A 20956-nucleotide genomic window follows, 5' to 3' on the forward strand; every position below is an offset into this window, starting at 1 on the left:
GGAAGTCTATGCTATAATAATAGCAATCTTTGGATATGTGGACAGGGAGGAGAATCAGCATGCCGGAAGAAAAACAAACGTTGGAGATTCTGCGTGAATGGATCAGCTTAAGCAGCCGGATTGTGTTTTTTGGCGGGGCAGGCACCTCTACGGAGAGCCAGATTCCCGATTTCCGGTCGGCTACGGGCCTGTATCATACGGAAGGCCGGCAGGCCTATTCGCCGGAGGAAATGCTGTCCAAAAGCTTTTTCTACACCCATCCGGAGGATTTCTACACCTTCTATAAAACCAAGATGCTGTATCCGGAGGCCAAGCCCAATCTTGCGCATAAGGCGCTGGCCGAGCTGGAGAGACGGGGCAAGCTGCAGGCGGTGATCACCCAGAATATTGACGGCTTGCATCAATTGGGGGGCAGTAAACGGGTGCTGGAGCTTCACGGCTCTGTTCACCGGAACGGTTGTTTGTTCTGCGGCGCAGGCTATACCCTGACGGAACTGTTGGCTATTCCGGGAATCGTTCCCCGCTGCAAGGCTTGCGGCGGCCTAATCAAGCCTGATGTTGTGCTTTATGAGGAGCAATTGGATTCGGATATTCTGCATCAGGCGGTACATGCCATTCGGCAGGCGGACCTGCTTATTGTCGGCGGCACCTCCCTAACCGTCAATCCTGCCGCCGGTCTGGTGCAATATTACCGCGGAAGCAGGCTGGTGCTGATCAACAAAACCGAAACGCCGTATGACCGGCTTGCCCAGCTTGTGATCCGGGAGCCTATCGGCCAAACCTTGGGACAGGCTGTTTGGGGCGAGGGCATTGAATTATGAACAGGCTGCTGCACCGCAGAGTCGTTTACGATATCCGCGGGCTCTTGGAGGATGGAGAGCGTGCGCCTCCCGCATTGGCCGCCGACGCCTTCATCCACCTTGTGATGGAGGCGGCTTCCCGGGCGGCGGACCTCCCGGTAGGCGAATGGTCGGTGTGGAGCAGCCTGCAGCCCGCTTTTCCCCATGTGTATCCCCCTGGCCTAAAGGAAGCGGCCCTGGAACTGCTGAATGAGATTCCCCGGCAGGATTGGCGTCTGGACCCGCAGCTGCCGGGCTGGTTATATCAATATTGGCTTATCCCCCAAAAGGATCAGCTGTTCCGCAGGTTCAAAAGCGGAGCCAAGGCCTCCCACGGCGACATTCCCGCCGTGACCCAGCTTTTTACGCCGGATTGGATTGCCCGTTATCTGGCGGAGAATACACTGGGAAGGCTGTGGAGCCATCATTATCCGGAGACCGGGCTTCATCGCCGATGGAGCTATTATGACCATAGCGCCGAACCGGCGGCAGCGTCTTCCGTCCCCGGCCCGCCGGAGGATTGGACTGTCCTTGATCCGGCCTGCGGCTGCGGGCATCTGCTGGCCGCCGCCTTCGACGTATGGATGGATATGTACCGGGAGGCAGGAGCGGAGCCGGGTCAGGCGGCCCGGGCCATTCTGAACCGTCATTTGTACGGGCTGGATATTGATCCCGCTGCGGTGCGCATCTGCCGGTTTGTGCTGCTTCTGAAGGCTGCTGCCGTTGCTCCTGCCATCGCTCATGAAGCGGTGGAGTGGGGGATTGCCGCGCTGACCCGTGAAACCGGCGTCCGCTTCGGCAGCTTGGACAGAATAGAGCAGGAAGCGGCAGCCTCCGAAACGGCCGGACTTCCCGGCCAAACAGACCCAAGCGTATTGTTATCCCGGCAATATCATGCGGTAATCACCAATCCTCCTTATCTGGGAAGGCGAAACATGGATAAGGAGCTGGGGGATTTTTTGGATCAAAATTATCCCCGGGCCTCCGCCGATTTGTTCGCCGCTTTCCTGGAGCGCTGCCTGGATTTTTTGCGTCCGTACGGGTATTTCGGCGCCATTACTCCCCAATCATGGATGTTTCTTTCCGGATTTGAGGAGCTGCGCACCGGCATTTTGACCTGTGAAACCATCATCAGTCTTCTGCATTTGGGAGCAAGGGCGTTTGAGGATAACAATGGTCAGGTTGTGCAGACAGCAAGCTTTATTCTGTGCAAAACGGCGCCGGGACCCAAGACTGTGGGCAGCTTCTGGAAGCTGACGGAGGGAGCATCCGGGCAAAAGCAGCAAGCCTACAAGCGTGTCCACAGCGCAGACCCTGCTCCATACCGTGTTCCCCAGGCCATGTTCAGCCATATTCCCGGCATGAGGCTTGCTTATGAGCTGCCGGATGAATGGGCGCAGCTGTTCCGGAAATTTCCAACCTTAGATCGGTTCTATGCGGTGAAAAAAGGCATGGATACCGGCTGCAATGAGCGTTATGTCCGGCTGTGGCATGAGGTGCCCCCTGAGAACTTAAGCTTCCGCAGCCCCGAGCCGTCCCAGGCCCATTGGTTTCCCTATGCCAAAGGCGGCGGCCCGCAAAAGTGGTACGGCAACCATTATTATGTGATCTTCTGGCAAAATAACGGCGAAGCGATTCGCAGGGACAGCCGCTCCAATCTCCGCAATTTCTCCTATTTTGGCCGCCCCGGCATCACTTGGTCCACGGTTTCCACAGGCAGGCCGGGCTTTCGGCTGCTGGAGAGGGGATTTCTCTTCGACAACGGCGGCTCCTGCCTGTTTCCGGAGGAGGGGAAGGAGGAGACGCTTCCTGCGCTGCTGGCTTACCTCAACTCGGCATTCGCCGCCGTGCTGCTCTCCCAAATGAATCCCACGCTGAATATTCAGCCGGGTGATGTGGCACGGCTTCCGGCGGATGAGGCGCTGCTGCTTCATCCCCGCCTGCAGGAGCTGGGCGAAGCCTGTCTGCGGCTGGCCAAGGCGGAGTGGGATGAAACGGAGCGCTCCTGGGATTATGCCGGACATCCGGCAGCCCATTCTTGCCGGGAGGAAACAGTGGAGGCCAGTCTCCGGCATTACCTGGAGCTGCGCCGCCGGCGGGGGGCGGAGATGAAGCGGCTGGAAGAAACCATCGACCGGCTGATTCACAGCCATTACGGCCTGAAGCCACTTTCCGGCGGACTGGCCGGGGAGCAAGAGGCAAGGAAGCAGCCAAGCTTGAAGGAGGCGGCTGAATCCTTGTTGGCGTATGCGGCAGGCTGTCTGTTTGGTACTTACTCATGCGGAACAGGAAATACCGATGGCGCATCCTCCAGCCTGATCCGGGACAAGGATTGGGTTCCCGGCTTGAAGGCTTGGCTTGCCCGGCTCTGGAGCCCTGGCGACGCGGACCGGAGCATGGAGACAATTGCCCGCTTCTTGGGCATAAGGCTCAAAGAAACCGCCGAAGAGCGCATCTTCCGGTATTTCGCCAAGGAGTGGTATCCCGGTCATTGCCGCGAGTTTGGCGGGAAGCCCCGGTATTTGCGGATATGCTCGGGTTCACGGCAAGCGCTGCTGGCCTTTGCGCCGGTACTGCGTCTGGATGAAGGGATTATGGAAGAAGTGCTGGTCTTATGCGACCGGCGCAGGGAAGAGCTGCTGCAAAGCCTGCAGGATGCTTATATAATCCGGCCCTCCTTGGGGGAGCAGTATCCGGAAGCGGACCAGCAGAACCGGGCAGAGCTGCCGCTGGACATAGCGGAGCTGGAGGATTTCACCCGGAGGCTTCGCACTTTTGCAGAGATGAACAACCCCTCTGAAGGCGGCTTCCGACACCGGGAACGGGATGCGCGGGCGCTGATGGAGCGGTACCGGCCCGTTTTCGATTGTTAATGCCATTTCATCCGGTTTCATGTAAGATAGAAGGAGCAATGGACAAAGGAGTGCAAGCAAGTGGCCATATTACATAACGACTGGCTTCCTGTGCTGGAGCAGGAATTTGAAAAGCCTTACTATCTGTCGCTGAGGAAGTTTCTGGCGGAGGAATACCGCAGAACCATTGTGTATCCCGATATGTACGATATTTATTCCGCCTTTCACTTGACGGATTACAGCCAGGTGAAGGCGGTGATTCTTGGGCAGGACCCCTATCACGGTCCCGGACAAGCCCATGGGCTCAGCTTTTCCGTCAAGCCGGGCATCGCCGTTCCGCCTTCTCTGCAGAACATCCACAAGGAGCTTTACGACGATATCGGCTGCCCCATTCCCAACCACGGGCATCTGGTCCATTGGGCCAAGGAAGGGGTATTGATGCTGAACGCCGTCCTTACGGTGCGTGAAGGTAGTCCCAATTCCCACCGGGGCATCGGCTGGGAGGAGTTTACGGGCAAGGTGATTTCCGTGCTGAATGAACGGGAGGAGCCGGTTGTTTTTATCCTGTGGGGCAAAAACGCCCAGGAAAAGCTGACGCTTATTACCAATCCGCGGCATTTGATTATTCAGTCCGCCCATCCCAGCCCCTTTGCGGCCAACAGAGGCTTTTTCGGCAGCAGGCCCTTTTCCCGGACCAATGCCTTCCTCCGTTCCAAGGGAATCGAAGAGATCGACTGGGCCATTCCCAATCTGTAAGCTAAGGAGACAAATCGGATGCAAGTTTGGTTGAAGCAACGCCTTCGCCGCATCCCCCTGGTCACTCCCCTGCGCACGAGACAGCTGCAATGGGCGAGAAACATCAATGATTGGCGCCAGGGTATACGCTTTGCCCGGGAGCGTGCCGGGCACGAATTTTCCCACCGGATTCTCAAGCACAAGTCCCTGATTTTCCGTCCGTTGGCGGGTACCGATCCGCAATTGCAGCATAACAAAGCTGTTAATTTGGGCATCAGCATCAAGCAAATTGACGGAGTGGTGATCCGGCCGGGGGAAACCTTTTCCCTGTGGAAGCTGGTGGGTCGGCCTACGGCCCGCAAAGGCTATCTGGAAGGATTGACCATATCGGGCGGAAACGTAGGGTCGGGAACCGGAGGCGGGTTATGCCAGTTGGCAAACCTGATCTTCTGGCTGGGCCTCCACACGCCTTTGGAGGTGGCGGAGCGCCATCACCACAGCTTTGACCTGTTCCCGGACAACCAGCGGACCCTTCCTTTCGGCAGCGGGACCACGATTTTTTACAATTATCTGGACCTCCGGTTTTATAACCCCACGGATATGGAGTTTCAGATCCGGCTGTGGCTCTCCGAGAAGTTTCTGGAGGGGGATATCCGCAGCTCCCGGCCCATGGACCGGCAGTACCGGATCGAGGAGCGTCACCACCGCTTCGAGCAGGAAGGGGAGCGGTGGTACCGAAAAAATGAAATCTGGCGGCTGGTTCTGGACCCCGGGACGCAGGAAGTGCTGGAGGAGCGGCTATTGATCCGCAACCGCTCGGAGGTCCGTTACAAGGTTGAGCAGGCCGAAGAGGCGTAAGCTTCACAACAAACGCACGGCGTCGAGTGACGGCGGCAGGCGTTTATTTTCGCATAAAAAGGAGTATGTACCATGTTGATTATTCGGGATGCTGTTCAAGCGGATGTGCCTGGAATCTTGGAGATTTATAATGATGCCGTCCGGAATCTGGCCGCCACCTTCGATTTGGAGGAGAAGACGCTGGAGGAACGAATGGAGTGGTTCAGCCATTATGGCGGCGCCCATCCCCTTATCGTGGCCGAGTTGGACGGCAAGGTGGCCGGATACAGCTCCTTGTCCCAATTCCGCGAAAAGGAAGCCTACAAGTCCACTGTGGAGCTGTCCTTGTATATTGCGCCGGATTGCCGCGGCCGCGGGCTGGGCAAGGCGCTGATGGCGGAAATTCTCAAGCTGGCCAAACAAAACGGCTTTCATACGGTCATCAGCGGAATTACGGCAGGCAACGAGGTAAGCGTCCGTTTGCATGAGCAATTTTCCTTCGATTATATCGGAAATTTCCGTGAAGTGGGCAAGAAGTTCGGAGTTTGGCAGGATGTGCTGTTTTACCAGCTGATGCTGGAATAGGCCGCCTATGCTCAAGTGGCTCCGCAGAATCGGTATCGCTCTTGTTGCCATAATGGCCGCTGCCGCGGCGATTGTTCTGTTCATTGACAGATTCGTAGTCATAAGCGTCAAATCAAGGATTGTGAAATCCGACGAGGCGCCGGATGCCACCGCCATCCTGGTCCTGGGGGCATCCGTCTTCGGCAATGGCCAGGTATCGGATATTCTGAAGGACCGCCTGGATACGGCGCTGGAGCTCTACCGGGACAAGAAGGCCAGCCGGATACTGGTCAGCGGCGACCATGGCAATGTGGATTATGACGAGGTAGGGACCATGAAGCGGTATCTGACAGACCGGAAGGTTCCCGCTTCCGCCATTTTTATGGATCATGCCGGCTTCTCCACCTACGAAAGCATGTACCGGGCCAAGGCGGTATTCGATGTGGACCGGGTGATTATCGTGACTCAGCAGTATCATGTCAGTCGGGCCGTCTTTGTGGGCCGCAGCCTGGGACTGGACGCCTATGGAGTGGCCGCGGATAAACGCGCTTACCGGGATATGGACAAATACAGGCTGCGGGAGGTGCTTGCCCGGAACAAGGATTTTTTCCTCTCCCGCATCTGGAAGCCGGAGCCGCCGGACCTGGGGGACAAAATCCCGATTACCGGAGACGGCCGGGTGACAGCGAAGCCTTAGCTCCCCTTCCTTCCGCTCCCGATTCCAAATTGCCTGCTTTTAGTGACAACAGCTCCTATTATGTCAACTGGCGGATGGGTTGTTGGGCATATGGAAGGATGTGGAGTGTCCATAATGTAAAAGTGCATTTATTTCATGAGTCAGCTGCTGGAACGGAGGGTCATCATGCAAAAGTGCATCTATTTCACGCGGATTTCAGCTTTTTGGCGGTTTTATACGAAAATAACTGCACTTATGCATGATCGGAGCGAAAAAGTGGGCTCACGGCCCAAAGTAACTGCACTTTTGTATGATAGCATTGGAAGATGTCGGGATCGTCTGCCATGAACTAACACCAGTCCTTGCCGCAAGCCCGATGGTGAGCGCGGGTGGGAAATGTATTGCTTATGCCGCAGCGCTCAAGACAGTTGGGGTGTTACGGGCAATAGCTGAGCAGTTACCCCTTTTTCTGTGAAAAGGCGTCGTTGCGCCTCTTCATCCGGGGACTGTTTTGGGGGAACGTTTTGAAGTGTGCTATAATTTGGAGAAGGCAAGAAGGAGAGGCAAGCTACTGATAGAAAGGTGGAAAAACCGCACATGCTTACCGTTCGCAATCTTTCGAAGAAGTGGAAAGACGGCACGGAAATTTTGAATAAGGTGAGCTTTCAGGTGGACGACGGCGAATTTATCGCCGTTATCGGGGCCAGCGGCAGCGGTAAAACGACGCTTCTGAACTGCCTGTCCCTGAAGGAAAAGTGGGATCAGGGCCAATACATCTATAACAGCCGGGATATTACCGGGCTGAACCCCCTTCAGGCGTACGCCCTCCGGAGGGAATGGGGCTTTCTCACTGAAAATCCGGATGTGAACCCGTCCAAAAACGCATTGAAGAATGTATTGGACAGCCGCTACCAGCATATGTCCCTGGTCAGGCGGATTTTCCGCAAGGAGTCCCAGGACGAGCATGTGTACGCCATGGATTTTCTGGAGAAGGTTGGGCTTTTGGACAAGGCCAGGGAGCCTGTATCCAAGCTGTCCGGCGGGGAAAAGCAGCGGGTCGGGATTGCCAAGTCGCTGATTAAAGGGGCCAAGGTGATTTTTGCCGATGAGCCGCTGAAGGGACTGCAGCCGGAGGCGCAAAACCGGGTGATGGAGGATTTGCGGAATGTGTGCAAGCGGGACCAGGTTACCGTGATCTGCGCCATCAGCAGTCTGGAGCATGCAGAGCGCTACGCCAGCCGCATCTGGGGAGTATCCGGAGGAAAAATCGTGCTGGACATTGCCGCGCGCAAGCTTACACAGCGGGAGAAGGACATTGTATTCTGAGGAGGCCAGTCATGCTAGTCATCGGCATTGCAGGAGGCACAGGCTCCGGAAAAACCACCGTCGCCCGTCGCCTTCTGAAACGGATCGGCACAGAGCATGTTGCATTGATATCACAGGATTCATACTACAAACACCAGCCGCATCTGACCAAGGAGGAGCGGGCGCAGGTCAATTACGACCATCCCAACTCCTTCGACAACGAGCTGTTGATTGAGCATCTGCAGGCGCTCCGCCGGGGAGAGAGCATCCGGGTTCCGGTTTATTCCTTCTCCGAGCATATCCGGACGGACAAAACCATCGCCCTTGCCCCTACGCCGGTGGTTGTGCTGGAGGGGATTCTGGTGTTGGCGGATGAGCCGCTCCGCAAGGAAATGGACATTAAGGTGTTTGTGGATACGGATGCGGATGTGCGGGTGCTGCGCCGGATCAACCGGGATATGCGGGAGCGGGGGAGAACCTTCGATTCCGTGTTTGCCCAATATCTGAATACGGTCAAGCCTATGCACGAGGCTTTTATTGAGCCGTCCAAGCGGTATGCCGATCTGATTGTGCCCGAAGGCGGCGAGAATGAAATCGCCGTCACCCTGCTGGCTTCCCGGATTGAACAATCGATTAGCCAATAACGGAAGACCCATCTTGATTCCCCACAAGGAGGCTTGTCATGAACGCCCACGAAATCGATTATCAGATTATCGGCAGTGAAATGCAGTTTGTGCAAATTGAGCTGGACCCCCAGGAAAGTGTGGTAGCGGAAGCGGGCAGCTTCATGATGATGGATGACAGCATCCAGATGCAGACGATTTTCGGCGACGGGTCCGGCGAACAACGCGGCTTCATGGGCAAGCTGATGGGGGCGGGCAAGCGGCTTTTGACGGGGGAAAGCCTGTTTATGACGGTGTTTACCAATGCGGGGTACGGCAAGAAGCAGGTTTCCTTCGCTTCGCCTTACCCGGGCAAAATTATTCCCTTGGACTTAAGCGAGCTGGACGGAAAAATCATCTGCCAGAAGGATTCCTTCCTCTGCGCAGCCAAAGGCGTGTCCGTAGGCATCGAGTTCCAGCGGCGGCTGGGAGCCGGTTTCTTCGGCGGCGAGGGTTTTATTATGCAGAAGGTGGAGGGAGACGGCCTGGCATTCGTCCATGCCGGGGGAATGGTCTATGAGAAAATTCTTCAGCCCGGCGAGCTGATCCGGCTGGACACCGGCTGTCTGGTCGCCATGACCCGCGATGTCCAATACGATATCGAGTTCGTGAAGGGAATCAAGTCCGCCGTATTCGGCGGGGAGGGTCTGTTCTTCGCCACCCTGCGCGGGCCCGGCAAGGTATGGGTGCAATCCTTGCCCTTCAGCCGGCTGGCCGACCGGGTGATTTCTGGAGCGGGAGCGGCAGGCCGCAAGGAGGAAGGAAGCATTCTGGGCGGGTTGGGCAATTTGCTGGACGGCGACAGATAGGCTGGCGTTCCCCGTTGTACAGAACAGCAAACAAAGCCCCGCAGGCCATTCCGGCTTCTGCGGGGCTTACATGTGATGAGGGGAGGGGCTACAGCTTCTCCCTCTTCAGCTGTTCGACATAATCTCTGACCATATCCTCATTGACAAACTGGCGGAGCGGTGAAATGCCGTTCTTGGCATGCTCGATAATACGTGCCGTAACCTGGTTGATTGCTTCCGTGGAGAAAGCTTCTCCTTTCAGACAGAGGTCAACCGCTTCTTGGATCAGCTCTTCCCGCAGTTGGTCCAACTGCTCAAATGCCTGCAGATGCTCGTGCTGCTTGCGGGAGTGCTGTGAAATGGCCTCATGCACGTTCATTCGAAACAACGCCTCCTGTTTGAACAAATTCTTCTCGTTTTTTTAGAAAAACGAGATTCTAAATATGATACTATAGATACGCCGCGGTTACAATGGATTCGACACAAATCGTGTTTTTCTCTTTAAGCCTCAACATTTGCTTTGTTTTTTCCGATATAAGCTAAAGACTAAAGAAAACATGCTGGGAGTTGGAACGATGGAAAAGTCAACGCTTTTGGGATTGGTCTGCGCCGTATTCGGTGTCGGAGTCGGGATGGTCCTGAAGGGTGTAAGCCCGGTGGCGCTTTGGAATCCTGCAGCGCTGCTGATTATTTTCGTAGGAACCTTCGCTGCGGTAGCCATGGCCTTCCCCATGTCGGATGTAAAGAAGCTGCCCGGCCTGTTCAAGCTGATCTTCACGCAACCCAAGCTCATGGAGAAAGAGGAGCTGATTCTGAAGTTTGTCGAATGGGGCACCATCGCCCGCCGTGAAGGTTTGCTGGCTCTGGAGGCAACGGCGGAAAGTGTGGAGGACCCCTTCCTCAAAAACGGCATGAAGATGCTGATTGACGGCAGCGACAGCGAATTCGTCCGTGATGTCATGCTGGAGGATATACATGCCATGGAAGAGCGTCACAAGGTTGGGGCGCAGTTGTTTTCCCAGGCAGGCATGTACGCCCCGACCCTGGGTGTGCTTGGCGCTGTTGTCGGTCTGATCGCCGCCTTGGGAAACCTGAAGGATATCGATAAGCTGGGCCACTCCGTGGCGGCCGCTTTTGTCGCTACTTTGTTCGGAATCTTCTCCGGCTATGTGTTGTGGCATCCCATTGCCAATAAGCTTAAGCGGATGTCCAAGAAGGAAGTGGAGATCAAGCTGATGATGGTGGAGGGTCTCATTACCTTCGGCTTGGGCGGCTCGGCCAACTCGATCCGCCAGAAGCTGTTGGTGTTCTTGCCTGCGGACAAGCGGAATTTGGAGAACAGGGAATCCTCCAAGGGGGAGGTAGCAGCCATTGGCAAAGAAGCAAAGGCATGAGGAGCATGAGGAGCATGCGGATGAGTCTTGGCTAATTCCTTATGCCGACCTGATGACCCTGCTTCTTGCTTTGTTTATCGTTTTGTTCGCCACCGCCCAGACTGACCAGAAGAAGCTGGATCAGCTGGCCAAATCCATGTCGGGCGCCTTTAACGGCGGCAAGGGGTTTATGGAATTCTTCGGGATTGTTCAACCGTCGCGCAATGCGGATACGGAATCGAAGAATACAACCCCCGCGGACACCTCCGGAGCGTACAAGCAGCCGGACCGGAGCGAAGAGGAAAGCGAAAGCGGCCAAAGCGCCGAAGAGCAGGCCGAACAGGCGGCCAAGGCAGAGGAAGCTCTGAAGGAACAGAAAAGCCTCAATGAAATGAAGCAGCAAATGGACTCCTTTATTTCAGAGAATAATCTCAGCACTCAGTTGGACACGACGCTGGGTTCCCATTACGTCATGATCACGATCCGCGACCAGGCGATATTCGCTTCGGGAAGCGCGGAGGTGAAGCCGGAGGCGAAGCAGCTGGCCGATGCCATCTCCGCCATTCTCACCAATTACCCGGAGTATCAGGTAACGGTTTCCGGCCATACGGATAATGTGCCCATTACCACCAAAACCTACAGCTCCAACTGGGATTTGAGCACTGCCCGGTCCTTGAGCTTTATGAAGGAGCTATTCCGCAACGCCAATGTGAACCAGCAGCGGTTCAGCTCTACCGGCTTTGGCGAATTCAAGCCTATTGCCAGCAACGATACGGCGGAAGGCCGCGCCAAAAACCGGCGGGTGGAGGTTTCCATCATCAGCCCGGCGGTGTTATCCGGCAGCGAACTTCCTCTCCCTTAAATCCTCGTGCCCTTCTTCCGCAAAATGGAAGGAGGGCTGTTTATTTGCCGGCAAGCTGCGCGATTTCCATAAAAGTGTCACGTTTAACCGGTTGTCAATTACGCGAATACCTCTTATACTAGACAAGTCGCATAGTGAATGAATATACAGAAGAGGTGCATATCCGAATGAAGAAATTGACAGTTCTCCTGGCAGCGGTCATGATGCTGGCCATGTTAGCCGCCTGCGGCGAGAAAAACAAGGAAACCGACAAAACCCAGGGCGCTTCCGCTCCTGCAGCAGCTAGCGCCGCAGCTTCCGTGGCTCCGGCATCCCCGGCAGCCGCAACCACCGACAAGCTTGCTGATATCAAGAAGGCCGGCACCGTCATCATGGGAACCAGCGCTGACTACGCGCCGTATGAGTTCCACAAGAATATTGACGGCAAGGACACCATTGTCGGCTTCGATATCGAAATCGCCAAAGCCATCGCCGCTGATCTGGGTGTGAAGCTGGAGATCAAGGACATCGGTTTTGACGGCCTGCTGCCTGCTCTGAACGCCGGCAAGGTGGACTTCGTTATTTCCGGCATGACCCCCAATAAGGAACGTCTGGAGAGCGTAGACTTCTCCAAGATCTACTACACCGCCCAGCAGGTTATTATGGTCCGTGCCGATGACAAGGACAAGTTCAAGTCCATGGACGATCTGAAGAAAGCCACTGTTGGCGTACAAACGGCTTCCATCCAGGAAGACATCGCCAAGGAGCAGCTGCAAGGCGCCAAGATCAAATCCATCGCCAAGATCACTGATCTGGCTCTGGAGCTGAAGAACAAGAAGATTGATGCCATCATTATGGAATCTCCCGTAGCCAACGGTTATGTAACCAAGAACAAGGATCTGGTGATCAGCAGCGTGAAGCCTGAGGCCGAGGAAGCCGGCTCCGCCATTGCCGTCAAGAAAGGCAATGACACTCTGACTGCCGAGATCAACAAGTCCCTTGACAAATTGATCAAAGACAAGACCATTGACAAACTGGTGGATGAAGCTTTCCAATTGTCGGAGAAATAATGCAATAGGTTAACAACGGGGGAAAACGGCGGCTGTTGTTTCGCTGTTTTCCCCTTCGCCATGCCACCAGGGAGGATATGGAGGGATAAAATGAGCACCGGATTTTTGGCCATGAATTTTTCTTTTATGAACGAATATGGAAGCTACTATCTGACAGGCGCTTGGACAACCGTCAAGCTGGCCTTTTTCACGGTGATTTGCGGCGGCATTCTGGGCATGTTTATTGCCTTGATGCGTTTGTCCGGTCAACGCCTTGTCCGTTTTTTGGCATCCGCTTACATTGAAATCATCCGCGGCACCCCGCTTTTGGTGCAGCTGCTTATCGTATATTACAGCCTTCCCAACGGAGTGGAATGGCTGCTGGTGAAGACGGGCCTTCCCGGGGATCTTCTGGCGCTCCCCGATTTTGCTTATTGCGTCATTGCCTTGTCCATCAACAGCGCCGCTTATGTGGCGGAGATTTTCCGCGCAGGCATCCAGGCGGTGGACAAAGGCCAGATGGAAGCGGCCCGCTCTCTGGGGATGACCAAGCGCATGGCCATGACCCATATCATTTTGCCCCAGGCCATCCGCAACATTCTTCCGGCGCTGGGCAATGAGTTTGTCGTGATTATTAAGGAGTCGTCCCAGGTGATGGTTATCGGCATGGCCGAGCTGATGTACAGCGCCAACCTGATCCGCGGCGCCACCTACCTTTCCATGGAGCCGCTCCTGGTAGCCGCCGTCATTTACTTTACATTGACATTCCCGCTCTCCAAGGTCCTCAGTCTGGTTGAAAGGAGGCTGTCCGCCCAATGATCAAGGTCAATCAACTGCACAAAAGCTTCGGCAAGAACCATGTGTTGAACGATGTGAACATCCATATCGGAAAAGGCGAGGTTGTGGTGGTCATCGGCCCGTCCGGATCGGGCAAAAGCACCTTTTTGCGCTGTCTGAACCTTCTGGAGGAGCCATCCAGCGGCGAGGTTATTTTTGAGGACGTGAACATTACCGATAAGAAGACGGATATCAACATCCTCCGGCAGAAGATGGGAATGGTCTTTCAGCAATTCAACCTGTTCCCGCACCTGACTGTTTTGAAGAATATCACTCTGGCTCCGCGGAAGCTGAAGGGAGTGAGCCAGCAGGATGCGGACAAGCTGGCTATGGAGCTGCTCCGGACCGTCGGTCTGGAGGATAAGGCAACCAGTTACCCGGCGCAGCTGTCCGGGGGGCAGAAGCAGCGGATTGCCATTGCCCGGGCGCTGGCTATGCAGCCCGATGTGCTCCTGTTTGACGAGCCCACCTCAGCCCTGGACCCGGAGATGGTAGGCGAGGTGCTGGATGTTATGAAGCGGCTTGCCGCAGAAGGCATGACCATGGTGGTGGTGACCCATGAGATGGGCTTTGCCCGCGAGGTGGGGAGCCGGCTTATCTTCATGGATAAAGGAACCATCGCCGAGGAGGGGGTACCGGCAGAGGTGTTTGCTGAGCCCAAACATCCCCGCACCCGGGAATTCCTCAGCAAGGTGCTGTAATGTTGTTCAAAAACCCGTCCCGGGAAGGACGGGTTTTTCCGTCCGGAGGGGGCTGTTGCCTCCACCTGGAGACAGTTGAAATTGCCTTCCGCATCCATCATAATCATATATATGAGACATATGCATGGAGTGATGGAATGAAAATCGGTGTTGTTTCAGATACTCACTTGTCGGACCGCCGGGAAATTCGGCTTCCCCAAGAGCTGCTGGGAGGTTTATCCGGAGTGGAGCTGATCCTCCATGCCGGAGACTGGATTTCTCCGCGGGTAGCGGAGGAGCTGGAGAAGCTTGCCCCTGTGGAAGGAATAGCGGGGAATAATGACGGGATGGACATTGTCAGCCGCTTCGGGTACAAAAAGATTGTAGAGGCCGCCGGCGTGCGCATCGGGCTCATTCACGGCGACGGTTATGGCAAAACCACAGAGCGCCGCGCCTTTGACGCTTTTGAAGGGCAGGATGTCCAGGCCATTGTGTTCGGCCATTCCCATATCCCCTACTTGGAGCGGAAAGCGGGTATTCTTCTGTTTAATCCCGGCTCCCCCACGGACAAACGCAGGCAGCTTCTTTATTCCTACGGGATCATGGAGATTCGGGAGGGAGAAATAACAGCGGTTCATCACTACTATGCCTCGTGGGATTAATTTCGCGAATTTCGGTATATTTCGACAAATTCCTTCTATTTTCCCCAAAATTCCGTTATACTAAAGCTATTCCTTGCATCTCTCTTAGAAATGAGTGAATACATGGCTATTCGAATTTTTACCGACGGAAGCTCAGATTTGCCAAAGCGCATTCTGGAGCAGTTGGGCATCGTCCAGATTCCCTTGCCGGTTCATTTTGAGGATGAGCAGTTCGATTCCAACATGGATTTGGAGCTCTTTTACCATAAACTTGCTTCGGTAAGCGCGCTTCCCAAAACCTGCAGTCCTTCGCCCAGCACCTTCTTCAATAAGTTCTTAAGTGCGGAGCCACATGAAGAGATTCTGTGCATTTCGTTGTCCTCGGGACTCAGCAGCACTTACAATCACGCGATGATGGGCAAAGCGATGGTGGAGGAGGAGCATCCCCAGCGGCCTTCCATTGAGGTGCTGGACAGCAAGAATGCTTCTCTGGGGCTGGGTCTTCTGGTGTACAAGGCGGCCCGCATGGCTAAAGAAGGGCACAGCATGCATGAGCTGGTGCAGACCATGAAGCGGAGCATCACCGAGGTCAAAAATTACTTTGTGCTGGATACGCTGGAGAATGTGATCAAAGGCGGGCGGCTGGACCGTGTCCGCGGAGCCATTGCTTCCGTCTTGAACATCAAGCTCCTGATGTGCGCCAGTGAGGAAGGCACTCTGGAAGTGGTGGAAAAGGTCCGCGGCACCCAAAATGCCATCAAGAAGCTGATTGAACGGATCGGCGAGGCGGGACATGATTTCGAGAAGAAAATTCTTGCCATTGCCCACAGCAATTGTGAGGAGCGGGCGCATGAAGTGATGGAAATGATTCTGAAGCGGTATCCCTTCAAGGAGGTTATTGTGACGGAGATGGGACCGGTTATCGGCACCTACGCAGGCAAGGGCGGCATCCTGGTCTCCTATGCGTAATTTAACCCCCAAAAGTGAAGCAAAGCTTTGAAACATATTCCGGCAACAAAAAAACGTACCGCGGGAAAATTCCTGCCGTACGCTTTTTTATTGCACAAGGTTATTTTTGGACGGGGGGGATGCGGGTCCGGGAGACCTGCTCCAGGAAGGAAAGGGTCTTCTGCAGGTATTCCCGCTTGTTGACGCTGTAGATCAGCTCATGATGGCCCTGGGGCAGCAGCCAAAGCTTGGACTGGGGCTGGGCGGTTTGATTGTCCATAATTTTCTGGGCTTGCTCATAAGGCGCTTTTTCGTCCATCATGCCATGAATCATAAACATCGGGATTTTATAGGTGTTTTGCAGAATTTTCTCGTAGGGTATCTGGTTCATATTCACTCCGTTCATCACCGGGAAGAACATCCGGATCAGCGACAGGGAGGGAAAACGGGGCAAATCGGCATGCTGCCGGATATTGTGATAAAGGGTGTCCGGTGACAGAATGAAGGCGCTGTCCAGGATCATGCCAGTAATGTCCTCGCTTTGCAGGGCGGCTCCAAGCGCCGTCCCGGCTCCCATGGAGAAGCCCCAGATGAAGATTTGCTTGGCGTTCTTTTGCTTAATGAAGTCGATGGCTCCCAACAGCTCGAAGGTCTCCTGTACGCCGCCGGTCACAATCTGCTCCGGATGGACAAAGCCGTAATCGAACATCAGGACGTTGAAATTCTGCATATGGGCGGCCTTGGCCAGATCATACATGGGCACCCAGCTTTCCTCCCGGTTGGCCCCGTAGCCATGGGAGAAGATGATGGTGCGGGTAGCTCCTTCAGCAGGCAAGTACCACCCGTCCAGCTTGGAGGCCTGGTTGATGCTGGGAAAGGTTACGTCTTCATAGGGAACGCCGATGGCTTCCAACGGGTTAGAGGAGAGCGGCGTAATAATCGGCCGGGCGAGGAGCCACGCGATGTAAGCATGGAAGGCAACGGTCAAGGCGAGAACCGACGCCGTCAAGGACAGGAGGAGCGCCAGCCAGAACCGGGGGCGGGCGAGGATGCTCCGCCTTTTTATGGGAACGCTTACAATGCCTCTTGCTGTATGAACGGATGACATAACCCTCATGTGAGTTCCCTCCCTTGGCTGTCTGCTAGCAATCTGACCTCTTACGGGTTGTATCAGCGTCGCGGCTATCTATATCTATAGTATGAATCCGATGGTCTAACGGCGTCAATCTCCGTCGCAAAATGTAAACCCGCTGTAATCTGGCTGTAATGAAGAATTGGCGGAAATGGGTCTTTATATTGGAAAAATGGCTTCCTCTGTATGGACTCGCCTTGTATGCAGGTGCTATAATGTTCAGGATATCTTGGCATATTGCCAACGGGAAGGCGGAAGAGACAAATGGGCAAGGAAATGATGCGCGTCGTGAGCCAGCGGCAGTTGGCGCGCCATGTATACGAGCTGGTGCTGGAGGGAGAGCTGGCCCGGGATATGGCCGAGCCCGGACGGTTCGTTCACGTGAAGGCGGAAATCGGCAACGATCCTCTGCTGCGGCGGCCGATCAGCATCTGCGAGGCGGATGTGGAGAAGGGCCGGTTTACCATGATTTACAGGGCGGAAGGGAAGGGAACGCTGCAGCTGGCCGGCAAGCAGGCCGGACAGGTTGTGGATATTGTGGGCCCATTGGGCCATGGCTTCCCTGTGCATGAGGCCAATCCCGGCGATACGGCCCTGCTGGTGGGCGGCGGGATCGGCGTACCTCCGCTTTATTATCTGTCCAAGCAGCTGCTGGCCAAAGGAGTGCGGGTCATTCACGTCCTGGGTTTTGCGTCTCGCGCGGATGTGTTCTATAAAGAAGAGTTTGAGGCGTTGGGGGAAACATATCTGGCCACAGCCGACGGAAGCGCAGGCGAACAGGGCTTTGTGACCGATGTGATTCTCCGCCATGGTTTGTCCTTCCAGGTGCTGTACGCCTGCGGGCCTACCCCCATGCTGAAGGCGCTGGATACGGCGTACCGGGACCATAAGGGCTTTTTGTCCCTGGAGGAGCGGATGGGCTGCGGAATCGGCGCATGCTATGCCTGCGTGTGCAAGGTGCAGGGAGACGAAACCGGCACCAAGTATCATAAAATCTGCAGCGACGGTCCGGTCTTTCCTATCGGGGAGGTGGTCCTGTGAGCGCGATGGCCAATCTTGCAGCTGCCACCGATCCCAGGCTGGCAGTGGAGCTTCCCGGGCTCAAGCTGAAAAACCCGATTATTCCGGCATCCGGCTGCTTCGGCTTCGGGAAGGAATTTGCCGATTATTTTGATTTGAATCTGCTGGGGTCCATTGCGATTAAAGCGGCCACCGGCGAGCCCCGTTACGGCAATCCCACTCCGCGGGTAGCGGAGACACCGGCGGGGATGCTTAACGCCATCGGCCTGCAAAACCCCGGCGTTGACGGAATTCTCCGGCATGAGCTGCCGTGGCTGGAGCAGTTTGACCTGCCGATTATCGCCAATGTGGCCGGCTCTGTCACCGAGGAATATGTAGAGGTTGCCCGGAAGATATCCACCGCGCCCAATGTGAAGGCCATAGAGCTGAATATTTCCTGTCCCAATGTGAAATGCGGGGGCATTGCCTTCGGCACGGTGCCCGAAACGGCCGCCGAGCTGACCCGCAAGGTGAAGGACGCCTCCGCGGTTCCGGTTTATGTGAAGCTGTCCCCCAATGTGACGGATATTGTGGAGATGGCCAAGGCGGTGGAGCAAGCGGGAGCAGACGGCATTACCATGATCAATACGCTGTTGGGCATGCGCATTGATCTGAAGACCGGAAAACCGGTTCTGGCCAATAAAACCGGAGGTTTGTCCGGTCCTGCAGTAAAGCCGGTGGCCATCCGGATGATCTACCAGGTCAGCCAGGCTGTAAGCATTCCCATCGTCGGGATGGGCGGGATTATGAGCGCGGAGGATGTCATCGAGTTCTACATGGCCGGCGCCGACGCCGTTATGGTGGGAACCGCCAATTTTGTTGATCCTTATGCTTGCCCCGCTATTATCGGCGGTTTGGGCGAATGGTTGGACAAGCTGGGTGTGGGGCATATTTCGGAATTGACCGACAGAAGCTGGAAATAAGGGACTGCAAGCGCATAAAGCCGTTGGAGCCTGAAGCCGTTTGGCTGGCAGGACCGGCGGCTTTTTTTTGCGGGGGCATTTGTCCATACCGCCTTTTAGGTGAACGCATACTATGAAGCAGGCGCAAGGTCACACCTGAAATGGAGGCAGCATCCATGAGTTTATTGTCACGAAAATATCCTTGGAGCAAATGGCAAAAGCATCTCGTGCTGGCCCGCGAGCCTGTTCTTCGGGAGTTTTTGCCGGATACGGCCGTTTTGAAGGAAGAGACCCTGATTGATTTTTTAAGCCGGTATCCCGTTGTGTTCGCAAAACCCAGCTGCGGCGGAGGAGGCAGGGGGGTTGTCAGAATATCGGTCATAGAGGAGGGGCGCGTGGAAATTCAAACCACCGAAACCCGTGTGGAAACGGAAATCCCGCAAGCCTACGCCGCGGTCAAGAGCTTCCTGGGTCCGAAGCAATATATTGTGCAGCAGGGAGTGTCCCTGATCCGGATAGATGACAGGCCCATAGACTTCCGGACCCTGCTGCTCCGGCCAGGCAGAACATGGCGCTACATGGGAGTAATGGGGAAGCTGGCCGTCCGCGACCAAATTGTGACCAACCACTGCCGCGGCGGCAGCTCGCTTACCTTTGCCGAGGCCTTGAAGGAGAGCAGAGAACTGCAGCCGGAGGAGATTCGGGAGCTGGAGAAGCGGATAGAGCGGCTTTCCCGGCTAATAGCCGCCGCCCTGAACAAGCGTTATCCCCTTGTAGCCGAATTGGGGCTGGATATCGGCATTGACGAGGAGTTGAAGCTTTGGCTCATCGAGGCCAATACCCGCCCCCAATACAAGCTGTTCCGGGATCATGACGATCCGACGCTCTACAGGCGGATCGGCGCCATTATCAAGACTGTCCGTCTCCCTCTTGCTTGAAGGACGCCGACAGCCGTTTATCCTCCACCGCCATCCGGAAGCTTTGGCGGATGCTGTCCGCCAGTCCGGGAACGGTGAGCACATCATAAGCGGTGGCGGCCAGGGCTTTGGCTCCCAGCAGCATACCATCCAGCGCTCTGTCCTCCAGAGCAAGGTCGCGGAATTCCACCGTATGCAGCAAGTGCTTCCGGTCGATCACCTTCACGTAGGGGTGGATGGCCGGACAGCGGCGGGAGACATTGCCCAGATCAAGGGAGCCATGATCCTTGCCGGTTTCGATTGCTTCCGGATCAACGCCCAATGCTGCGAGATTTTTGGTATAGGTGTCCGACAGCTCTTGGTTGGTCAACAGCTCATCGTAGGAATATTCATAGTTGGTGACGGTCAGCTTGGCTCCCGTCTGGAGGGCGGCTCCTTCGGCGCAGCGGATCACCTTGCGGACGGTTTCATCCGTATAGGGACGGTTGCCCGAACGGACATAGAACTGGGCGACGGCATATTCGGGAATAATGTTGGGCGCCGTGCCGCCCTCCGTAATGATGCCGTGGATGCGCACATGGCTTTCCAGCTGCTGCCGCAGGGCATTGATGGAGTTGAACAGCTGGAGGACGGCGTCCAGGGCGTTGATCCCTTCGTGAGGACTGGCGGCGGCATGGGCGGCTTTGCCAAAATATTCGAACTGCACCGCATCCATGGCCAGCGAGGTGCCGGAATGCTCATAGGTGTGATACGGGTGGGCCATCAGCGCGGCATCCACATCGTCGAATAATCCCGCCTTGGACATAGGCACCTTGGCGCCCTTGGTTTCCTCCGCGGGGGTTCCGTAAACACGGATTTCCCCGCCTGCTTCATCAATGACAGCCTTCAGCCCTGCGGCCGCCGCGATGCTCATGGTGCAGATCAAGTGGTGGCCGCAGGCATGGCCGATATCCGGCAAGGCATCATATTCCGCCATAAAGGCAATCACCGGACCCGGCTTGGGCGACGTGTAGCGGGCAATAAAGGAGGTGGGGATGTCCAATACGCCCCGCTCCACATCGAAGCCCAGCTGGGCCAACAGCCCGGTCAGCTTCTCCGCCGCCTTAAACTCCTCATGGCCCAGCTCCGGATTCCGTCCAATGAATAATGAGGTTTCCTTCAAAACGGCGGACAATCGGTCAATGGTGGCAAAAATATGTTCCTTCATAAACAAAATCACTCCTTTTGTCCCAAAATTATTAAATCCTTTTGGCTCTTGTGCTTGATTCTATCCTATGTACGCCTTATGCTATAAACGGATGATGACATACCATTGATCG

General features: G+C 55.5%; 22 protein-coding genes. 19 read left to right on the forward strand and 3 right to left on the reverse strand.

The annotated features are described in order from the left end of the window. Positions 1–59: 59 nt before the first annotated feature. The 9 genes from DQG13_RS03280 to DQG13_RS03320 all read left to right on the forward strand — a co-directional run bounded on the left by DQG13_RS03280 (position 60) and on the right by DQG13_RS03320 (position 9279). The gene (locus DQG13_RS03280; RefSeq protein WP_113018204.1) at positions 60–821 is read left to right on the forward strand and encodes an NAD-dependent protein deacylase; all 762 of its coding nucleotides are present in this window, start codon (positions 60–62) and stop codon (positions 819–821) included. Next, the gene (locus DQG13_RS03285; protein WP_113018206.1) at positions 818–3712 is read left to right on the forward strand and encodes an Eco57I restriction-modification methylase domain-containing protein; all 2895 of its coding nucleotides are present in this window, start codon (positions 818–820) and stop codon (positions 3710–3712) included. Before DQG13_RS03280 ends, DQG13_RS03285 begins: the two co-directional genes overlap by 4 nt. 60 nt (positions 3713–3772) lie before the next feature. Then, on the forward strand, positions 3773–4447 hold the full coding sequence (locus DQG13_RS03290) for a uracil-DNA glycosylase (protein WP_113018209.1): 675 nt from the start codon (positions 3773–3775) through the stop codon (positions 4445–4447). 18 nt (positions 4448–4465) lie between these two features. Beyond that, positions 4466–5284 carry a VanW family protein gene (locus DQG13_RS03295; RefSeq protein ID WP_113018211.1) on the forward strand — a complete coding sequence of 273 codons (819 nt, stop codon included), beginning with the start codon at positions 4466–4468 and terminating at the stop codon, positions 5282–5284. A 72-nt stretch (positions 5285–5356) separates the two neighbouring features. Next, a complete protein-coding gene (locus DQG13_RS03300; RefSeq protein ID WP_113018212.1) occupies positions 5357–5848 on the forward strand; it encodes a GNAT family N-acetyltransferase in 492 nt (163 codons plus the stop codon). 7 nt (positions 5849–5855) lie between these two features. Continuing rightward, a complete protein-coding gene (locus DQG13_RS03305) occupies positions 5856–6524 on the forward strand; it encodes a SanA/YdcF family protein (protein ID WP_113018213.1) in 669 nt (222 codons plus the stop codon). A 576-nt stretch (positions 6525–7100) separates the two neighbouring features. Then, the gene (locus DQG13_RS03310; RefSeq protein WP_113018215.1) at positions 7101–7829 is read left to right on the forward strand and encodes a phosphonate ABC transporter ATP-binding protein; all 729 of its coding nucleotides are present in this window, start codon (positions 7101–7103) and stop codon (positions 7827–7829) included. Between the two features lie 11 nt (positions 7830–7840). After that, positions 7841–8452 carry a uridine kinase gene (gene udk / locus DQG13_RS03315; RefSeq protein WP_113018217.1) on the forward strand — a complete coding sequence of 204 codons (612 nt, stop codon included), beginning with the start codon at positions 7841–7843 and terminating at the stop codon, positions 8450–8452. 38 nt (positions 8453–8490) lie between these two features. Then, on the forward strand, positions 8491–9279 hold the full coding sequence (locus DQG13_RS03320; RefSeq protein ID WP_113018219.1) for a TIGR00266 family protein: 789 nt from the start codon (positions 8491–8493) through the stop codon (positions 9277–9279). A gap of 88 nt (positions 9280–9367) precedes the next feature. Here the strand turns inward: DQG13_RS03320 and DQG13_RS03325 are convergent, their stop codons facing one another. Further along, entirely contained in the window at positions 9368–9637 is a 270-nt protein-coding gene (locus tag DQG13_RS03325; RefSeq protein WP_113018221.1) for a DUF2533 family protein, read from the reverse strand. A 196-nt stretch (positions 9638–9833) separates the two neighbouring features. Here DQG13_RS03325 and motA point away from each other — a divergent pair, with 196 nt between their 5' ends. From motA to DQG13_RS03360, 7 genes are all read left to right on the forward strand, one after another. Beyond that, on the forward strand, positions 9834–10652 hold the full coding sequence (gene motA, locus DQG13_RS03330) for a flagellar motor stator protein MotA (RefSeq protein ID WP_113018223.1): 819 nt from the start codon (positions 9834–9836) through the stop codon (positions 10650–10652). Continuing rightward, a complete protein-coding gene (locus DQG13_RS03335) occupies positions 10630–11493 on the forward strand; it encodes a flagellar motor protein MotB (protein WP_113018225.1) in 864 nt (287 codons plus the stop codon). The genes motA and DQG13_RS03335 overlap by 23 nt, the downstream gene beginning before the upstream one ends. A gap of 167 nt (positions 11494–11660) precedes the next feature. Further along, the gene (locus DQG13_RS03340; RefSeq protein ID WP_113018227.1) at positions 11661–12542 is read left to right on the forward strand and encodes a transporter substrate-binding domain-containing protein; all 882 of its coding nucleotides are present in this window, start codon (positions 11661–11663) and stop codon (positions 12540–12542) included. A gap of 90 nt (positions 12543–12632) precedes the next feature. Then, positions 12633–13340 (forward strand): amino acid ABC transporter permease, encoded by a 708-nt coding sequence (locus tag DQG13_RS03345; RefSeq protein WP_309472217.1) that lies wholly within the window; start codon positions 12633–12635, stop codon positions 13338–13340. Continuing rightward, a complete protein-coding gene (locus DQG13_RS03350) occupies positions 13337–14059 on the forward strand; it encodes an amino acid ABC transporter ATP-binding protein (RefSeq protein ID WP_113018229.1) in 723 nt (240 codons plus the stop codon). Before DQG13_RS03345 ends, DQG13_RS03350 begins: the two co-directional genes overlap by 4 nt. A 137-nt stretch (positions 14060–14196) precedes the next feature. Beyond that, complete coding sequence (locus DQG13_RS03355) at positions 14197–14700, forward strand: metallophosphoesterase family protein (RefSeq protein WP_113018289.1); 504 nt, start codon at positions 14197–14199, stop codon at positions 14698–14700. 102 nt (positions 14701–14802) lie between these two features. Beyond that, a complete protein-coding gene (locus DQG13_RS03360) occupies positions 14803–15648 on the forward strand; it encodes a DegV family protein (RefSeq protein WP_113018231.1) in 846 nt (281 codons plus the stop codon). Positions 15649–15748: 100 nt separating this feature from the next. Here the strand turns inward: DQG13_RS03360 and DQG13_RS03365 are convergent, their stop codons facing one another. Then, positions 15749–16744 (reverse strand): alpha/beta hydrolase, encoded by a 996-nt coding sequence (locus DQG13_RS03365; RefSeq protein ID WP_113018233.1) that lies wholly within the window; start codon positions 16742–16744, stop codon positions 15749–15751. Between the two features lie 279 nt (positions 16745–17023). On the opposite strand from DQG13_RS03365, the gene DQG13_RS03370 reads away from it, so the two are divergent. The 3 genes from DQG13_RS03370 to DQG13_RS03380 all read left to right on the forward strand — a co-directional run bounded on the left by DQG13_RS03370 (position 17024) and on the right by DQG13_RS03380 (position 19658). Beyond that, complete coding sequence (locus DQG13_RS03370) at positions 17024–17800, forward strand: dihydroorotate dehydrogenase electron transfer subunit (protein WP_113018235.1); 777 nt, start codon at positions 17024–17026, stop codon at positions 17798–17800. Positions 17801–17805: 5 nt separating this feature from the next. Further along, positions 17806–18741 carry a dihydroorotate dehydrogenase gene (locus tag DQG13_RS03375; protein ID WP_113018290.1) on the forward strand — a complete coding sequence of 312 codons (936 nt, stop codon included), beginning with the start codon at positions 17806–17808 and terminating at the stop codon, positions 18739–18741. Between the two features lie 155 nt (positions 18742–18896). Next, positions 18897–19658 (forward strand): YheC/YheD family protein, encoded by a 762-nt coding sequence (locus DQG13_RS03380; RefSeq protein WP_181592545.1) that lies wholly within the window; start codon positions 18897–18899, stop codon positions 19656–19658. Here DQG13_RS03380 and DQG13_RS03385 read toward each other — a convergent pair. Further along, complete coding sequence (locus DQG13_RS03385) at positions 19630–20844, reverse strand: M20 family metallopeptidase (protein WP_113018239.1); 1215 nt, start codon at positions 20842–20844, stop codon at positions 19630–19632. The two genes, DQG13_RS03380 and DQG13_RS03385, sit on opposite strands and share 29 nt — an antisense overlap. Positions 20845–20956: the final 112 nt, after the last annotated feature.

This window comes from Paenibacillus sp. YN15 (assembly GCF_003285005.1).
In the GTDB taxonomy this organism is placed as follows: domain Bacteria; phylum Bacillota; class Bacilli; order Paenibacillales; family NBRC-103111; genus Paenibacillus_AR.

What these genes read in the sequence shown, in the direction of transcription:
- DQG13_RS03345 (WP_309472217.1), top strand. Translation starts at nt 12,633, where the DNA reads ATGAGCACCGGATTTTTGGCCATGAATTTTTCTTTTATGAACGAATAT.
- DQG13_RS03300 (WP_113018212.1), top strand. Translation starts at nt 5,357, where the DNA reads ATGTTGATTATTCGGGATGCTGTTCAAGCGGATGTGCCTGGAATCTTG.
- motA (WP_113018223.1), top strand. Translation starts at nt 9,834, where the DNA reads ATGGAAAAGTCAACGCTTTTGGGATTGGTCTGCGCCGTATTCGGTGTC.
- DQG13_RS03350 (WP_113018229.1), top strand. Translation starts at nt 13,337, where the DNA reads ATGATCAAGGTCAATCAACTGCACAAAAGCTTCGGCAAGAACCATGTG.
- DQG13_RS03285 (WP_113018206.1), top strand. Translation starts at nt 818, where the DNA reads ATGAACAGGCTGCTGCACCGCAGAGTCGTTTACGATATCCGCGGGCTC.
- DQG13_RS03360 (WP_113018231.1), top strand. Translation starts at nt 14,803, where the DNA reads ATGGCTATTCGAATTTTTACCGACGGAAGCTCAGATTTGCCAAAGCGC.
- DQG13_RS03280 (WP_113018204.1), top strand. Translation starts at nt 60, where the DNA reads ATGCCGGAAGAAAAACAAACGTTGGAGATTCTGCGTGAATGGATCAGC.
- DQG13_RS03380 (WP_181592545.1), top strand. Translation starts at nt 18,897, where the DNA reads ATGAGTTTATTGTCACGAAAATATCCTTGGAGCAAATGGCAAAAGCAT.
- DQG13_RS03320 (WP_113018219.1), top strand. Translation starts at nt 8,491, where the DNA reads ATGAACGCCCACGAAATCGATTATCAGATTATCGGCAGTGAAATGCAG.
- DQG13_RS03310 (WP_113018215.1), top strand. Translation starts at nt 7,101, where the DNA reads ATGCTTACCGTTCGCAATCTTTCGAAGAAGTGGAAAGACGGCACGGAA.
- DQG13_RS03375 (WP_113018290.1), top strand. Translation starts at nt 17,806, where the DNA reads ATGGCCAATCTTGCAGCTGCCACCGATCCCAGGCTGGCAGTGGAGCTT.
- DQG13_RS03370 (WP_113018235.1), top strand. Translation starts at nt 17,024, where the DNA reads ATGGGCAAGGAAATGATGCGCGTCGTGAGCCAGCGGCAGTTGGCGCGC.
- DQG13_RS03295 (WP_113018211.1), top strand. Translation starts at nt 4,466, where the DNA reads ATGCAAGTTTGGTTGAAGCAACGCCTTCGCCGCATCCCCCTGGTCACT.
- DQG13_RS03385 (WP_113018239.1), bottom strand. Translation starts at nt 20,844, where the DNA reads ATGAAGGAACATATTTTTGCCACCATTGACCGATTGTCCGCCGTTTTG.
- DQG13_RS03365 (WP_113018233.1), bottom strand. Translation starts at nt 16,744, where the DNA reads ATGAGGGTTATGTCATCCGTTCATACAGCAAGAGGCATTGTAAGCGTT.
- DQG13_RS03340 (WP_113018227.1), top strand. Translation starts at nt 11,661, where the DNA reads ATGAAGAAATTGACAGTTCTCCTGGCAGCGGTCATGATGCTGGCCATG.
- DQG13_RS03305 (WP_113018213.1), top strand. Translation starts at nt 5,856, where the DNA reads ATGCTCAAGTGGCTCCGCAGAATCGGTATCGCTCTTGTTGCCATAATG.
- udk (WP_113018217.1), top strand. Translation starts at nt 7,841, where the DNA reads ATGCTAGTCATCGGCATTGCAGGAGGCACAGGCTCCGGAAAAACCACC.
- DQG13_RS03325 (WP_113018221.1), bottom strand. Translation starts at nt 9,637, where the DNA reads ATGAACGTGCATGAGGCCATTTCACAGCACTCCCGCAAGCAGCACGAG.
- DQG13_RS03355 (WP_113018289.1), top strand. Translation starts at nt 14,197, where the DNA reads ATGAAAATCGGTGTTGTTTCAGATACTCACTTGTCGGACCGCCGGGAA.